Raw genomic sequence first — 15,772 nt, 5'->3', positions numbered from 1 at the left:
CTATCCTTCAACCTGTTTGTCTGGCAGGGCTCGCCAACGTTTATGGATCAGTCCGGCCTGGTCAAACAGCCAGAACAGAAGTTTTGCCACCAGCAAACAGGCACCAAAAACCACCAGGAAAAAAACAACACGCGAGACAAACGAGTCCAGTCCCTCTCGCGCCAGCACGATCATATTGAAAATCGCGCCAAAGCAAAAACTATGCAAAATCGCGGCCTTGTAGCGGTTGGCCTCACGATTACCCAGCTCGTACAGCCAGTCGAACCATTTGATGATAAGCCCTACCACAACCGCGCCCAGCGGGATAAACAGCGCGCCGCCCATCACCACCAGCGAACCAATCAGCGTTGGCGAAATCGCCAGACCGGAATGGTTGTTCAGCACTTCCCACGTAAAGTAGTTCGCCGTATTCAGCACCACACTCGGCCGCCCTGGCCAAAGCCAGGAAGGAATAAAGACGTAGAAATCACGGGCAATTGGCGCCAGCCCCTGAAAGTCGATTTTGTCGTAATTTTGCAGCAGCAGCGCCAGGTTCTCCCACGGAGAAAACGTGTCACGGGTGAGATAGAGAAACGTATAGAACGCCTCGTCACCGCTGACGTTCAGCCCGTAGCGCTTCAATGCCAGCCAGAACATCCCGACAATCCCCAGCACGCCTGCTGCCGCCAGCATCCACAGCGAGATCCAGCCGCGAATAATGCCGATAAACAGGAAGATGGCGAAGGCAATGATGATATTGGCGCGAGTGCCGCCGACAATCATATACGTCAGCAGGCCAAATGCGACGGTGCTGACCAGGAAGAACAGCCACGCTTTACTGTCCTGACGCAGGAAATAGACCACCAGCATGGCCGGGATGAAAAAGTAAAAGAAGCGTTTTAACGCCACGCCGGAAACTTCACTGGAAAAAATCTGGCTATACGACTGCAGGCGGAACAGTAAGAAACCATTATGCATGAAGAAGATGCCCACGCTGATCAGCGCAATCCCCATCAGAATCATCCAGGTGAGATGGGTTTCCACCCGATTCATCGTGAACAGCGGTTTGCACGGCGCGTCCGCAACCCGTTTGCGTAAGCGGGTCTTATAGGTCACATAGTAGATCGCGTAGAAACAGGCGGCGGAAAGCAGCGCCTGTAGCAGGATTTCCGGCGGTGCGACGGCGACGTCAAAGCGGAACGCCAGCACGCTGGTCAGCGGAAAGCCAAAAAAGAAGGTCAGCAAAAACAGCAGCGAGAAGAAAACGTTGAAATTGAAGCGCACGCGGCGAAACTCAAACCAAGTTAGCGTGGCGATAAACAACGTGGAGAGGAGCCAGACGACAAACAGGCCGCTGAACTGCATCAGACTCATAGCGCCTCCCCTGCGGCAACCTGCAACGCGTGATGCCAGGGCTGCAAATAGTTCGGGCTAAAGAAGGTAATGGTATTTTTATCCACTGACGCCAGCTGGCGCTGCGCCTCGCGCACCACCTGTTCGTTAAGTTCATCGGTCGTAAACAGCACCGGAAGATGCTGTTCCACCATGTCCTGCCAGAAGGGATTTTCGCGGTTCAGCACGCAGGGCACGCCTGCCTGAATCAGCAAACACAAGGTGCCAATTCCCTGCTGACGGGCAAAAATAAAGTACCCGAGATCGCACTGACGAAGCAGCGCCAGATAGTCGTCGAACGCCAGCTTGTCGCTGAGGATCTGCAGGTTATCTGCACTGAACAGTCTTAGCCCCGCCTGACGAACGTCCGCGATATACGCCTCGTTATTCGCCGGATAGCCCATCGGGACAACCACATTTACGTTGTCGCCAAACTGCTGATGCACCGCCCGCAGCGCGGCGATATGTTCGTTGCTGCGATCGCCTGAGTTGCCCACCAGAATGGTCATTTTTCCGCTGCGTTGACGATCGTTCACCATATTGTTGAGCGCGGGATCCATTCGCGTCGGGAAATAGAGCAGTTCTCCCGGCACGCGCGGATGCTGTTGGGCGAAATAGTTCAGATCGCCACGGGTGGCAAAAACGCCCCCAACACGGCTTTGCGCCAGACGGCGAAGCGGATAAAACAGTTTGAATTTCAGTCCACTGGAGACTTCATACAGATCCGCGCCCCAGATGTGCCAGTAAAACTGACTGGGCTTAATTCCACCGCTCAGTAACGCCAGCCACAGCGCCATATTAAACTGACCGTGGAAGAAGAAACGCTGCTGTCTGTTCGCTTTAGCTTGCGCTATCACCGCTTGCGCCAGCGATTTTTTACCGCTGTAGAAACGGATGGAGAGCGCCGGGCAACTTTCCGTCAACCCGGCATCCTGACCGGCGACCATAAAGACACGGGCATGCTCACTGGTCGATGCCAGCGTATCGTTGAAAAACCGCAGCACGGTTTGATTATGGTGAGGGATATCCGATCCCAGTACGTGAATCAGTACAGTCATGCCCGCCTACGCCAGAGTAAAAATACACAACAACATAAAGAAAAATAGACGACATACGTTGCCATATAGGCCTGTGCCGCACCCAGCGCGCCATGTGCCGGGATCAGCCAGTGCGCAAATGCCGTCAATAAAAAGAACTGGCTGATTTCCGCCAGAATATAAAACCGCAGTGACGCTTTGGCGATCACCAGGTAACCGAAGACATATGCCCCAACTTTCAGCACATCTCCAACCAACTGCCAGGCAAACAGATCGCGCATGGCGGTGAATTTCTCAGAGAACAGCAGCCAGATAGCAAAGTCACGCAGCAGCCAGACGGAGAAGCTCGCAGCGGCCACCGCAGGCAGAACAAACTTCAGCGACTTCACCACTTCCCGTGTGATGTCCCGCTTTTCGGTAAGGCGCGACAGCGTCGGCAACAGGTAAACGCTAAACGACGCGGTAATAAATTGTAGGTAAGCATCCGAGATACTGCTCACCCCTTGCCAGATTCCGACGTCATCCCAACTGTAGTGCGCCGCCAGCAGGTTTCGCATCATCACATACGCCACTGGCAGCGTGACGGAGGTGATCAGCGCCATCAGGGTAAACTTGCTGAGCTGGCCCGCCAGCCCGTTATCCCAGGATGGCTTGAGATAGCACAGAGGGATCATTCCGCGTTTCAGCAGCATGGCTGCCGCCGGGATCACCACCAATGCGGGCACCAGCGCCAGGCCGAGGAGCGCACCTTCATAGCCGCCCAGCCGGTAACAGCCATAATAGGCGACAACGCCCACCAGGCTGCCGACAATCAGTGACAGCGCATTCCCGGCCGCATCACGAAATCCTTTCATTAACGCCAGCAGCAGGTTGGCCCAGGCAATCCCCATCTGCACCAGCGCCACTAAGCGTACTAACCCCTGATACTGCGTATGACCAAACAGTCCCTGGCTAATCGGTGCCGCCGCAAGCAGAAACACCAGCGCCAGCAGCGTCGAAAAACCCAGCACCATCGCCGAGGATGTCCCGACCACCTGCCGCAATTGTTCGGGGTTATCGTGAGACTGCGCAACGTATTTGGTGACGCCGTTGAAAATGCCGGCCCCCGCCAGGACGCCAAGCACGGTGACCATCTGACGGAAATTTCCCGCTTGCCCGACACCCGCCGGGCCGAATGACACCGCCAGCAGCTTAACGACCAGTAACCCCGCGCCAATTTTGACCAGCGTGCTGGCCGCCGTCCACAAGGACGCTTTCGCAAGCGACATATCAGGCGAAATAGTTCAGCAATGTCGTAATCACCGTGCGCTGATTCACTGCCGACAGGTTATAGAACAGCGGCAGGCGCAGCAGACGTTCGCTCTCTTTGGTGGTGTAGCGGTCCTCGCCGGAGAATTCACCAAACTTGTCGCCAGCCGGGCAGTCATGCAGCGGAATGTAGTGGAACACCGCCATAATCTCGGCTTCTTTCAGGAAGTTAATCAGCGCGCTACGATCGTCAATGTCGCGCAGCTTGATATAAAACATATGGGCGTTCTGTTTGCAGTCATCCGGAATGGATGGCAATTCAATTCTGCCCGCACGCGCCAGCGGTGCGAGGGCATCGTAGTAGGTCTGCCACAGCGCCAGACGCTGCTGATTAATGCGGTCCGCCGCTTCCAACTGTGCCCAGAGATAAGCGGCCTGTAGATCGGACATCAAATAGCTGGAACCAATATCACGCCAGGTATATTTGTCGACCTGACCACGGAAGAACTGGCTGCGGTTAGTCCCTTTTTCACGAATGATTTCGGCTCGCTCAATAAGGCTGCGATCGTTAATCAGCGTTGCGCCGCCTTCGCCACCGGCGGTGTAGTTTTTGGTTTCATGGAAACTAAAGCAGCCGATGTGGCCGATCGTTCCCAGCGCCCGGCCTTTGTAAGTCGACATCACCCCCTGCGCGGCGTCTTCTACCACAAACAGGTTGTACTTATCCGCCAGCGCCATGATGGTGTCCATCTCACAGGCCACACCCGCATAATGCACCGGCACAATCGCCCGCGTTTTTTCGGTGATCGCCGCTTCAATGCGCGTTTCGTCAATGTTCATGGTATCCGGACGGATATCCACAAAGATGATTTTAGCGCCGCGCAGCACAAAGGCATTCGCGGTCGACACGAAGGTGTAACTCGGCATGATCACTTCATCACCCGGCTGGATATCCAGCAGCAGTGCCGCCATCTCCAGTGAGGCGGTACAGGAAGGCGTCAGCAGTACCTTCGCACTGCCAAAACGCTGCTCAAGCCACTGCTGACAACGACGAGTAAAGCCCCCATCGCCACACAGTTTGCCGCTGCCCATTGCAGACTGCATATACTCAAGTTCGGTACCCACCACCGGCGGTGCGTTAAACGGAATCATGTTGTCACCTGTATAACCAGTACGCGGTGCTTTCTACATTCGCACCGCTTTGTATATAACGTTTAAGCGCGGCGGTGTTGCCCATCTGGGTCGCCACCCGCAATGTTGTTTTGCCGCGCGCCTGCGCCCATCCCAGCGCCGCCTGCATCAGCTCTGCCCCAACGCCACGCCCGGCGAGCAAGCCGATTCGCGCCTCGCGGTCATCCAGTTCACGCAGCGAGACATAGCCGCGAATATCCCCATTTGAGGTGCGAAGAACCAGACACTGATGATCAAACGTGCCGTGCACCGCGTTTTCAATCCACTGCGCATAAAAGCGAGCGCTGGCGTCAGGCGCATACCACGGCGTGCGAAAGCGGCTTTGCGCAAAGGCCGCCGCAGCGAGCTGGCGCAAGGCCGGAATGTCCGTCAGTTGTGCAATTTCTGCGCCAGTTTGACCGTTGTTTTTCCCGACAGGAAGAACAAAATCGACTTCCCCTTCCACCAGCGCGAAACCCAGTTGTTGCAGAGCATCCAGCTCGCGGGTATTGGCCGCCGGGATTTTGGCCTGCACCCGCGACCAGGGCTGTAAGGCTTCTGCGGTCAATAATGGCGCCGCCGGATCCAGCCGGACAATGGCGCTGTTGATGCCAAAGAAGCGGTTTTCCCAGCCCAGCGGCTCAATACTGGCGTGGACGTGCACGAAGCAGCTCCAGTAAATATTGGCCATAACCTGTTTTCGCCAGAGCGCTGGCGGCACGTTTCACGCCGTCATCATCCAGCCAGCCATTGCGCCAGGCAATCTCTTCCAGACAGGCAATTTTGAATCCCTGACGCTTTTCAACCGTCTGCACAAAGGTGCTCGCCTCAATCAGGCTGTCATGCGTTCCCGTATCGAGCCAGGCAAAACCGCGGCCCAGCAGCTCAACGGTCAGATTGCCTGCGTCAAGGTACATCTGATTGATAGAGGTGATCTCCAGTTCGCCGCGTTCAGATGGTTTCACGCGCTTTGCGTACTCCACCACCTTGCTGTCGTAGAAATAGAGCCCGGTCACCGCCCAGTTAGATTTTGGCTGCTTCGGTTTCTCTTCTAACGAGATGGCGCGGAAATTGTCATCAAACTCCACCACGCCAAACCGTTCTGGATCCATCACCTGATAGCCAAACACGGTCGCCCCTTCGGTACGCGCGGCGACATGGCGCAATTTAGGACTGAACCCCTGACCGAAGAAAATATTGTCGCCTAACACCAGGCAGGAAGGTTCGCCGTTCAGGAACGTCTCACCGATGATAAACGCTTGCGCCAGGCCATCCGGACTCGGTTGTTCGGCATACTGCAAATGAATGCCAAATTCAGAACCGTCGCCTAACAGACGCTGAAAATATCCTTTGTCTTCCGGCGTGGTGATAATCAGGATCTCACGAATGCCGGCCAGCATGAGCACCGATAACGGGTAATAAATCATCGGCTTATCGTAAATGGGGAGCAGCTGTTTCGACACGCCACGCGTGATAGGATGCAAACGGGTGCCAGAGCCGCCCGCCAGAATGATACCTTTCATGCCTTCCTCCTCCGGGAAATTAGCCCTTCAGACCTAAACGTTGCCCCTGATAACTGCCGTCTTGTACGGGCTTCCACCAGGCCTCATTCGCCAGATACCACTGCACGGTTTTACGCATGCCGCTTTCAAAGGTTTCCTGCGGCGTCCAGCCAAGCTCACGGGCGATTTTTGACGCATCAATGGCGTAACGTAAGTCGTGACCAGGACGATCGTCCACAAAGGTAATCAGGTCGCGGTAATGTGCGATACCCTGTGGTTTGTTCGGCGCCAGCGTTTCCAGCAGCTCGCAAATCGTCTCAACCACGTCCAGATTCTTACGCTCGTTATGACCGCCGATGTTATACGTTTCACCGACTTCTCCGGTGGTCGCCACGCAGTACAGCGCTCTCGCGTGATCGTCCACATACAGCCAGTCGCGGACCTGCTGTCCGTTGCCATACACCGGCAGCGGTTTGCCCGCCAGCGCATTAAGAATCATCAGCGGGATCAGTTTTTCCGGGAAGTGGTAAGGGCCATAGTTGTTAGAGCAGTTGGTGATAAGGGTTGGAAGACCGTAAGTGCGCAACCAAGCGCGCACCAGGTGATCGCTGCTGGCTTTCGACGCGGAATAGGGGCTGCTAGGGGCGTAGGGCGTCGTCTCAGTAAAGAAATCATCCGTCGAGTGCAGATCGCCATACACCTCGTCCGTCGAGATATGGTGGAAGCGAAACGCCGATTTCTTCTCGTCAGCCCGTTCACTCCAGTACGCCCGCGCCGCTTCCAGCAGCGTGTAGGTGCCAACAATGTTGGTTTCGATAAACGCCGCCGGTCCGTCGATGGAACGATCGACATGGCTTTCGGCGGCCAGGTGCATCACGCAGTCTGGCTGATATTGTTGAAAAACCCGATCCAGCGAGGCGCGATCGCAAATATCCACTTTCTCGAAAGCAAAGCGATCGTTCTGCGCAACCTGAGCCAGCGACATCAGATTGCCGGCGTAGGTGAGTTTATCCACCACCACCACCGCATCTGCCGTCTCATTAATGATATGCCGTACCACCGCTGAGCCGATGAAACCTGCGCCACCCGTCACCAGAATCCGTTTCATTAACGCCACACTCCTTTGGTATCCACGACGTACTGCTGCTGCACAGCATCGCCCTGAATGGCTTTAAACTGGCTATGATCGACCAGCATCACCAGCACGTCGGCCGTCGCCAGCGCGTCGTTCAGGGCGGCAAGAGTACAAAGACCGTCCAGCTTTTTCGGCAACTGGTGAATATTCGGTTCCACCACCAGCGTTTCACCGCTGTGCCACTGGGCGATACTTTTTGCGATCCCCATTGCCGGGCTTTCACGCAAATCGTCGATATTGGGTTTGAATGCGAGGCCAAAGCAGGCGATTTTCACCTCGCTGGCGCGCTTATTCGTCGCCGCCAGGCAGTCCGCAACGGCGGCTTTGACCTGATCGACGACCCAGTGTGGTTTACCGTCGTTTACTTCACGCGCGGTACGGATCAGACGCGACTGCAACGGATTCTGCGCCACAATGAACCACGGGTCGACAGCAATACAGTGCCCGCCCACACCCGGTCCAGGCTGGAGAATGTTGACACGTGGATGACGGTTCGCCAGGCGGATCAGTTCCCAGACGTTAATCCCCTGCTCGGCGCAAATCAGCGACAGTTCGTTCGCAAAGGCGATATTGACGTCGCGGAAGCTGTTTTCCGTCAGCTTGCACATTTCGGCCGTACGGGAATTGGTCACCACGCACTCGCCTTCAAGAAATATTTTGTACAGCTCGCTGGCACGCGCCGAGCACACCGGCGTCATGCCGCCGATGACCCGGTCATTCTTGATCAGTTCAACCATCACCTGACCCGGCAGAACGCGCTCAGGACAATAGGCGATATTCACATCCGCCTGCTCGCCCGCCTGCTGCGGGAAAGTGAGATCCGGACGCATTTCGGCCAGCCACGCCGCCATCTGTTCGGTCGCGCCAACCGGAGAGGTCGACTCGAGGATCACCAGCGCGCCCTTTTTCAGCACTGACGCAACGGATTTCGCCGCCGCTTCGACATAGGTCATATCCGGCTCATGCTCACCTTTAAACGGCGTCGGTACTGCAATCAGATACGCATCGGCATCGACAGGGGTCGTGGTGGCGCGCAGAAAACCGCCTTCCACCGCCGTTTTCACGACGTTATCGAGGTCCGGCTCAGCAATATGGATTTCACCGCGGTTGATGGTCTCCACCGCATGCGGGTTAACGTCCACCCCAATCACCTGCTTTTGGCGCGAAGCAAAGGCAGCCGCCGTCGGCAAACCGATATATCCCAGCCCAATAACAGAAATGGTAGAAAAACTCATAGCGATACCCGATTGTTTTTTAATGCGTGTAAAATGCGGCCGCAGGCCTGCCCGTCACCGTAAGGGTTATGGGCGCGGCTCATAGCCTGATATTCGTTTTCGTCATGCAGCAAACGCGTGACTTCTTCAACAATGCGCTGTGGGTCTGTCCCCACCAGACGCACGGTCCCGGCGGTAATGGCCTCGGGTCGTTCGGTTGTTTCACGCATCACCAGCACCGGTTTGCCCAGTGACGGTGCCTCTTCCTGAATCCCGCCGGAGTCCGTCAGAATCAGCCAGGCGTGATTCATCAGCCAGACAAAGGGCAGATAGTCCTGCGGTTCAATCAGCGTCACGTTTTCAACATGACCGAGAATGCGGTTGACCGGCTCGCTGACGTTCGGGTTCAGGTGCACTGGATAGACAATCTGCACATCCTGATTGGCGGCCGCAATCTCCGCCAGCGCATGGCAAATCTGCTCAAATCCACGGCCAAAACTTTCGCGACGATGACCGGTCACCAGGATCAGTTTTTTATCCGAACTGAGGAACGGATACTGCTCGGCCAGTTCTGAACGCAACGTATCACTAGCCAGAACGCGGTCGCGCACCCAGATCAGCGCATCGATCACCGTATTGCCGGTGACAAAGATGCGGCTGTCGGCAATATTCTCGCGCAACAGGTTTTGCCGCGAGTTCTCCGTCGGCGCAAAGTGATACATCGCCAGATGCCCGGTCAGCGTACGGTTTGCCTCTTCCGGCCACGGGGAATAGAGATCGCCAGTGCGTAACCCGGCCTCGACATGGCCGACCGGTATACGTTGATAAAACGCGGCCAGACTGGTCGCAATCGTGGTGGTGGTATCTCCGTGTACCAGTACCACATCTGGCTTGAAGTCAGCGAGGATAGGCTTCAGCCCTTCCAGTATCCGACAGGTTATCTCTGTCAATCCCTGACCCGGTTGCATAATATTGAGATCGTAATCAGGAACAATAGAAAAGAGATTCAATACCTGATCGAGCATCTCCCGGTGCTGCGCGGTGACGCAGACTTTTGCGTCGAAATCAGGATCCTTTGCCAGCGCATGCACCAGAGGTGCCATTTTTATGGCTTCCGGTCGCGTGCCAAATACAGTCAGTACTTTCACATCGATTCTCTTCGAATAGTCAGTGAGGGCCCAGCCCCTCACTGCGGCAGTCGTGCTAAATCGTGCGGCGGCGGGTTAACGCAACACCTGCGCCGATAAGCCCCCCCACGATGCCCCACATCACCATCAGGAAGGCACGGCGCGGGCTATCGCGTTTTACCGGTTCTTCCGGTGTACGCAAATAGCGATAGGTCTGAAAACGCGGGTCCAGCGTGGGGCCCACATTCAATGTATTTAGCATGGCTCGATTCTGGAAGTAGTCCAGATCGAAAGAGGGGCCGACCGCCTGTAAATTTTCAAGGCGTGCCTGGAGCATGGGACGTCCGAGCAGAAACAGCTCCGAATCCGGTAATTCATCCGCTGGCACATCGGTCGCACTGCGGGAGATATTGTGCTGTTCAGCGATTTTAAGCGCCTGTTCAATACTGCTCACGCGGCGGGAGAAAATTGCTTTCGCCACCTCTTCCTGACGTTTGACCTGCGCCTTCATTTGCACGGTCCGCGCGGCCCACGCGCCTTTCAGTTCTTCATTGAGATGGCTTGCCGCACGCTGGCTGGAGAACGCCACATACTGACGCAGCAGATTGTTCGCATCAGGTGCGGTTTCGGCAATCAGCTTGACGCTGTCGTTAATGGCACGGGCAAAATCACCGGGGGTGAACTGAATGTTGTTGATCATCTCATCCAGCATGGCGGCATCGGCCTTGCTGTTGCCAACCATCCGCTGCTTGTAATAGTCAGTTTGCAGCCAGAAGTCGCGACGCGTATCCCAGGAGGCCAGTTGCATCACAAACTCTTTATAGGCTTCGTCCATAACCGAAGGTTGATCACCTGACGCGTTGTCCGCTTTCGCATCCAGATTCCGCAAAAACTGCTGTTGGGAATAGTAACCCCCCAGCATATTCACCGTGGGGCGATCGGAGATCGCGGTCGCGCTCCACTCCTGACGAGCAAAAAAAGTATACGCCAGCGCGATCAGCGCGAATAACAGCGCGATACCGACAATCCACACCTTCCCGGCCCATAAGGTACGAAACAACCCACGAATATCCAGTTCATTTTCAGCGCTCACAACGTGTGCCCCCGGTAATGGTTGAGTCATCGCACCCTCATTTACTTGGTTAATTTTGGATTGTTATCACGGTTTCTTCGTAATCTGCGCTTCATGCGCTTAATGAACCTCGCCACCTTCCAGGCACGTTTAATGCAGTAACCGTAGAGGAAGAATGCTAGCAAAAAGAGCACCAGCATGACCCATTCCGGGACAAAATGAGAATATTCCGCCAGCACGCCAATCGAGGCCAGTATTGCGGCGGCTAGCGTGATCAGGACAAACGCCTGACGTGAAGTAAACCCTGCACGCATGATCAAATGATGAATATGCTGACGGTCTGGCGAGAACGGGCTCATCCCTTTACGCAGACGACGATACATGATGGCCACCATGTCCATCAGCGGAATGGCGATGATCCATAGCGCGGTAACCGGGCTTATCGGGTGCGTTTTACCCTGGGTAGTTTCAAGCAGGATCCAGATAACGGTAAAACCAATCAGCGTACTGCCGGCGTCACCCATAAACACTTTATAGCGACGGCCAAGCGCACCGAGGTTCAAGAGAATATAGGGCAGGATGGCGGCGATCATGGCAAAGCACCAGATAGCCAGACTGGTCTGTCCATCAAACCACAGAATAAGCCCCATTGCGGCAAATGAGACGCTGGAGAGCCCGCCTAATAAGCCATCGATACCATCCACCATGTTGAAGGCATTGATCGCGGCCCATACGGCGAAGAGCGTGAGGAAATAACCAAACGGGCCGAGCACCATCTCCCACGGGCCAAAGATATAACCGAGGCTGCTGAGATAAAGCTTGCCCACCGCCATCATAATTACGCCGATAGCAGCCTGAATGGTGGCACGTATTTTTACGCTAATATCAAAGCGATCGTCCAGTGCACCGATAAAGACCAGGACACCGGCACAAGCCAGATAGAGAGCAGCGTGGGGGATATAGACATTCACAATGCTAAATGTGAAACAAATCCCCGCATAAACTGAGATGCCCCCAACCAACGGTATCAATCCCTGGTGGCGTTTACGGAAGTTGGGTTTATCCACTAAACCGACCTTTTTTGCGACCTTCCGTGCAAAAAACAGGAACAGTGTCGTGAATAAAAAAATACTGATGAGATCAGTACTGACTGTCAGTAAATTCACAATGCGTGCTCTCAGAGAAAATTATAAGCAGAAGTATAACCACGAAGGCCTGTATTCAGAAGGGAAACTCCACTCCGAACCGTCTGTTTTGTATAATTATTAACCACGTGTCGCACTTGATGGCTGACGCACGTGCAGCGGAGGACAATAACCCCTGATTTGTTAACTTGTCGTTAAGATTACAGACATAAAAGCAAAACGCCACGTAAAAACGTGGCGTTTTCGGCTGAGAGCTCGTTTACGAGCGCTTCATCATGTCGAAGAAGTCGTCGTTAGTCTTGGTCATCGCCAGTTTATTAATGAGGAATTCCATTGCGTCGATTTCGCCCATCGGGTGAATAATCTTGCGCAGGATCCACATTTTCTGCAGCTCTTCCTGAGTGGTGAGCAGCTCTTCTTTACGGGTACCGGAACGGTTGTAGTCGATAGCCGGGAAGACGCGTTTTTCAGCAATCTTACGAGAGAGGTGCAGTTCCATGTTACCGGTGCCTTTAAACTCTTCGTAGATGACTTCATCCATCTTAGATCCGGTATCGATCAACGCCGTTGCGATGATGGTCAGGCTGCCGCCCTCTTCCACGTTACGCGCCGCACCGAAGAAACGCTTCGGACGATGCAGAGCGTTAGCGTCCACACCACCGGTCAGCACTTTACCGGAAGCCGGAACCACGGTGTTGTATGCACGTGCCAGACGGGTGATGGAGTCGAGCAGAATGATAACGTCTTTTTTGTGTTCAACCAGACGTTTCGCTTTCTCGATCACCATTTCCGCTACCTGAACGTGACGGGATGCCGGTTCGTCAAAGGTAGAAGCAACAACTTCACCTTTCACCAGACGTTGCATCTCGGTCACTTCTTCCGGACGTTCGTCAATCAGCAGCACCATCAACACACAGTCAGGGTGGTTGTAAGCGATGCTCTGCGCAATGTTTTGCAGCAGCATGGTTTTACCGGCTTTAGGCGGCGCGACGATCAGACCACGCTGACCACGACCGATTGGTGAAGCCAGATCCAAAACGCGCGCCGTTAAGTCTTCGGTAGAGCCGTTACCACGTTCCATACGCAGACGAGAGTTTGCGTGCAGCGGGGTTAAGTTTTCGAAGAGAATTTTATTACGGGCGTTTTCCGGTTTGTCGTAGTTAACTTCGTTAACTTTCAGCAGCGCAAAGTAGCGTTCGCCTTCTTTTGGCGGGCGAATCTTACCAGAGATGGTATCACCAGTGCGGAGGTTGAAACGGCGGATTTGGCTGGGGGAAACGTAGATGTCATCAGGACCGGCGAGGTAGGAGCTGTCTGCAGAACGGAGGAAACCAAATCCATCCTGCAATATCTCCAGCACACCGTCACCAAAGATATCTTCGCCACTCTTTGCGTGCTGCTTCAGGATGGCAAAAATAATGTCCTGCTTACGCATACGAGCCAGGTTTTCCAGCCCCATATTTTCGCCGAGAGTGATCAGCTCAGAAACCGGCGTATTCTTTAATTCGGTAAGATTCATAGTGGTGTGAGTTCTTAAACTTGGGGTAAATCTCGAACTTAATGTTGTGAATGGTATGGCAGGGTCATCCATGCCTGTTTACGGCCATCAACTCATGTCTGTTCGCTGTCTGGTCACAGGAAAGTACGCAGAACTGAAACGACAAGACGGATTGAATGATAAGCCAGGAATCTGTCCACTTCGCGTGCGAGAAAAAACGGGAAGTATTGGAGTTATCAAGATTCAAACTTAATAAGGTATGTTTAATACGAAGTCAACACTAACTTAGCACGACTCAAGTCGGGCGTCCAGTCATCCGAATCAATTAGGATTCAGGTCGCCCGAACATGAGACGTCCGGCTTACGCCAGGTTCGCGTCGAGGAACTCTTTCAGCTGACCTTTGGACAGTGCGCCCACTTTGGTCGCTGCAACCTCACCGTTCTTGAACAGCAGCAGGGTCGGGATGCCACGGATACCATACTTCGGCGCAGTGCCTGGGTTTTGGTCAATGTTCAGTTTAGCAACCGTCAATTTGCCCTGATATTCGTCAGCGATTTCATCCAGAATCGGGGCGATCATTTTGCACGGTCCGCACCACTCTGCCCAGAAATCAACGAGGATCGCCCCGTCCGCTTTGAGTACATCCGTGTCAAAACTGTCGTCAGTCAGGTGAATAATTTTATCGCTCATATAAACTCCACAGGAATAAGCCTGGTGTGTTGGTGTATACACATCATCCTTTAAGCTGCCTCTTTGTTGGCTTCACTCATCGTCCAGGTCACGTACTCTGTACGTTCTTGTGGACGCGTTCGCTTGCCGCCTCGACGCATCATGAATGATTTGTGTACAGCATTAACCAACTAAAGGTTGACTTTATTTCACCGGATACGCTTTCGTAAAGCAATAGTAAGCTGATATTCTACCACACTATGAGCAAAACACATTTAACAGAACAGAAGTTTTCCGACTTCGCCCTGCACCCAAAGGTTATCGAAGCCCTTGAAAATAAAGGCTTTCATAACTGCACGCCCATTCAGGCCCTCGCACTGCCGCTTACGCTGGCTGGTCGCGATGTTGCAGGGCAGGCGCAAACCGGTACCGGAAAAACGATGGCGTTCCTGACGTCAACGTTTCATTATCTTCTCTCTCATCCCGCGATTGACGATCGCAAGGTGAACCAGCCACGCGCCTTAATTATGGCGCCGACGCGTGAGTTAGCCGTGCAGATCCACGCTGATGCCGAGCCGCTGGCACAGACGACCGGTCTGAAGCTGGGTCTCGCTTACGGCGGTGACGGATACGACAAACAGCTAAAAGTGCTGGAAAGCGGCGTCGATATTCTCATCGGCACCACGGGTCGTCTGATCGATTACGCGAAACAGAATCACATCAACCTGGGCGCCATCCAGGTGGTGGTCCTCGATGAAGCCGATCGCATGTACGATCTGGGCTTTATTAAAGATATTCGCTGGCTGTTCCGCCGCATGCCGCCGGCCAACCAACGCCTGAACATGTTGTTCTCTGCTACCCTCTCTTACCGCGTGCGTGAACTGGCGTTCGAACAGATGAACAACGCCGAATACGTTGAAGTCGAGCCGGAACAAAAAACGGGTCACCGTATTAAAGAAGAGCTTTTCTATCCGTCTAACGAAGAGAAAATGCGCTTACTGCAAACGCTGATCGAAGAAGAGTGGCCGGATCGCGCCATCATCTTCGCGAACACCAAACACCGCTGCGAAGATATCTGGGGTCATCTGGCCGCCGATGGTCATCGCGTTGGTTTGCTGACTGGCGATGTGGCGCAGAAAAAACGTCTGCGTATTCTCGACGAATTTACCCGTGGCGATCTGGATATTCTGGTCGCAACCGACGTTGCCGCGCGCGGCCTGCACATTCCTGCCGTGACGCACGTATTTAACTACGATCTGCCGGACGATTGCGAAGACTACGTACACCGCATCGGTCGTACGGGCCGTGCTGGTGCAAGCGGTCACTCGATCAGCCTGGCCTGTGAAGAGTACGCCCTGAACCTACCAGCGATTGAAACCTACATTGGTCACTCGATTCCGGTGAGTAAATACAACCCGGAAGCGTTGATGAACAATCTGCCGAAGCCGCTGCGCCTGACGCGTACGCGCCCTGGCAATGGCCCGCGCCGCTCTGGCGGTGCTCCGCGTAATCGTCGTCGTTCAGGTTAAGAAAGTTATGCCATACACAACATCATTCAGCCTGTATCAGGGCGGCAAGAAAAC

The 15,772-nt window shown here is 54.3% G+C and carries 15 protein-coding genes; 1 reads left to right on the top strand and 14 read right to left on the bottom strand.

The window, feature by feature from the left end; genetic code table 11:
• From wzyE to trxA, 14 genes are all read right to left on the bottom strand, one after another.
• On the bottom strand, nucleotides 1-1,353 hold the full coding sequence (gene wzyE, locus OGW13_RS23340; RefSeq protein WP_287116541.1) for an ECA oligosaccharide polymerase: 1,353 nt from the start codon (nucleotides 1,351-1,353) through the stop codon (nucleotides 1-3).
• On the bottom strand, nucleotides 1,350-2,429 hold the full coding sequence (locus tag OGW13_RS23335) for a TDP-N-acetylfucosamine:lipid II N-acetylfucosaminyltransferase (protein ID WP_104445866.1): 1,080 nt from the start codon (nucleotides 2,427-2,429) through the stop codon (nucleotides 1,350-1,352). The genes wzyE and OGW13_RS23335 overlap by 4 nt, the downstream gene beginning before the upstream one ends.
• A complete protein-coding gene (wzxE, locus tag OGW13_RS23330) occupies nucleotides 2,426-3,676 on the bottom strand; it encodes a lipid III flippase WzxE (RefSeq protein WP_044258285.1) in 1,251 nt (416 codons plus the stop codon). Before wzxE ends, OGW13_RS23335 begins: the two co-directional genes overlap by 4 nt.
• Nucleotide 3,677: 1 nt before the next feature.
• Nucleotides 3,678-4,808, bottom strand: a complete 1,131-nt coding sequence (gene rffA, locus OGW13_RS23325; RefSeq protein ID WP_044258283.1) for a dTDP-4-amino-4,6-dideoxygalactose transaminase — start codon at nucleotides 4,806-4,808, stop codon at nucleotides 3,678-3,680.
• Nucleotides 4,809-4,812: 4 nt separating this feature from the next.
• Complete coding sequence (gene rffC, locus OGW13_RS23320; RefSeq protein ID WP_042998794.1) at nucleotides 4,813-5,490, bottom strand: dTDP-4-amino-4,6-dideoxy-D-galactose acyltransferase; 678 nt, start codon at nucleotides 5,488-5,490, stop codon at nucleotides 4,813-4,815.
• Entirely contained in the window at nucleotides 5,468-6,349 is an 882-nt protein-coding gene (gene rfbA, locus OGW13_RS23315) for a glucose-1-phosphate thymidylyltransferase RfbA (RefSeq protein ID WP_042998793.1), read from the bottom strand. The genes rffC and rfbA overlap by 23 nt, the downstream gene beginning before the upstream one ends.
• A gap of 19 nt (nucleotides 6,350-6,368) precedes the next feature.
• Nucleotides 6,369-7,436 (bottom strand): dTDP-glucose 4,6-dehydratase, encoded by a 1,068-nt coding sequence (gene rffG, locus OGW13_RS23310; protein ID WP_054177001.1) that lies wholly within the window; start codon nucleotides 7,434-7,436, stop codon nucleotides 6,369-6,371.
• Complete coding sequence (gene wecC, locus OGW13_RS23305; protein ID WP_287116539.1) at nucleotides 7,436-8,698, bottom strand: UDP-N-acetyl-D-mannosamine dehydrogenase; 1,263 nt, start codon at nucleotides 8,696-8,698, stop codon at nucleotides 7,436-7,438. Before wecC ends, rffG begins: the two co-directional genes overlap by 1 nt.
• Nucleotides 8,695-9,825 (bottom strand): non-hydrolyzing UDP-N-acetylglucosamine 2-epimerase, encoded by a 1,131-nt coding sequence (gene wecB, locus OGW13_RS23300; protein ID WP_042998790.1) that lies wholly within the window; start codon nucleotides 9,823-9,825, stop codon nucleotides 8,695-8,697. The genes wecC and wecB overlap by 4 nt, the downstream gene beginning before the upstream one ends.
• A 55-nt stretch (nucleotides 9,826-9,880) precedes the next feature.
• Nucleotides 9,881-10,927 carry an ECA polysaccharide chain length modulation protein gene (gene wzzE, locus OGW13_RS23295; protein WP_042998789.1) on the bottom strand — a complete coding sequence of 349 codons (1,047 nt, stop codon included), beginning with the start codon at nucleotides 10,925-10,927 and terminating at the stop codon, nucleotides 9,881-9,883.
• An 11-nt stretch (nucleotides 10,928-10,938) separates the two neighbouring features.
• Nucleotides 10,939-12,042: a UDP-N-acetylglucosamine--undecaprenyl-phosphate N-acetylglucosaminephosphotransferase gene (wecA, locus tag OGW13_RS23290; RefSeq protein ID WP_042998788.1), complete on the bottom strand. Its 1,104-nt coding sequence runs from the start codon at nucleotides 12,040-12,042 to the stop codon at nucleotides 10,939-10,941.
• Nucleotides 12,043-12,280: 238 nt separating this feature from the next.
• Nucleotides 12,281-13,540 (bottom strand): transcription termination factor Rho, encoded by a 1,260-nt coding sequence (gene rho, locus OGW13_RS23285; protein WP_002437993.1) that lies wholly within the window; start codon nucleotides 13,538-13,540, stop codon nucleotides 12,281-12,283.
• 87 nt (nucleotides 13,541-13,627) lie between these two features.
• Nucleotides 13,628-13,747, bottom strand: coding sequence for a rho operon leader peptide (locus OGW13_RS23280; protein WP_071887707.1), 120 nt, complete (start codon nucleotides 13,745-13,747; stop codon nucleotides 13,628-13,630).
• Nucleotides 13,748-13,880: 133 nt separating this feature from the next.
• The gene (gene trxA, locus OGW13_RS23275; RefSeq protein WP_001280776.1) at nucleotides 13,881-14,210 is read right to left on the bottom strand and encodes a thioredoxin TrxA; all 330 of its coding nucleotides are present in this window, start codon (nucleotides 14,208-14,210) and stop codon (nucleotides 13,881-13,883) included.
• Between the two features lie 239 nt (nucleotides 14,211-14,449).
• Here trxA and rhlB point away from each other — a divergent pair, with 239 nt between their 5' ends.
• Nucleotides 14,450-15,718: an ATP-dependent RNA helicase RhlB gene (gene rhlB / locus OGW13_RS23270; protein WP_042998787.1), complete on the top strand. Its 1,269-nt coding sequence runs from the start codon at nucleotides 14,450-14,452 to the stop codon at nucleotides 15,716-15,718.
• The last annotated feature ends 54 nt before the right edge of the window (nucleotides 15,719-15,772 follow it).

Origin of the sequence: Citrobacter sp. Ca225 (assembly GCF_030337175.1) — a bacterium.
Taxonomy (GTDB): Bacteria; Pseudomonadota; Gammaproteobacteria; order Enterobacterales; family Enterobacteriaceae; genus Citrobacter_A; species Citrobacter_A amalonaticus.
Note: the sequence above shows the minus strand (reverse complement) of the source record. Positions and strands in the feature narration are given on the sequence as shown.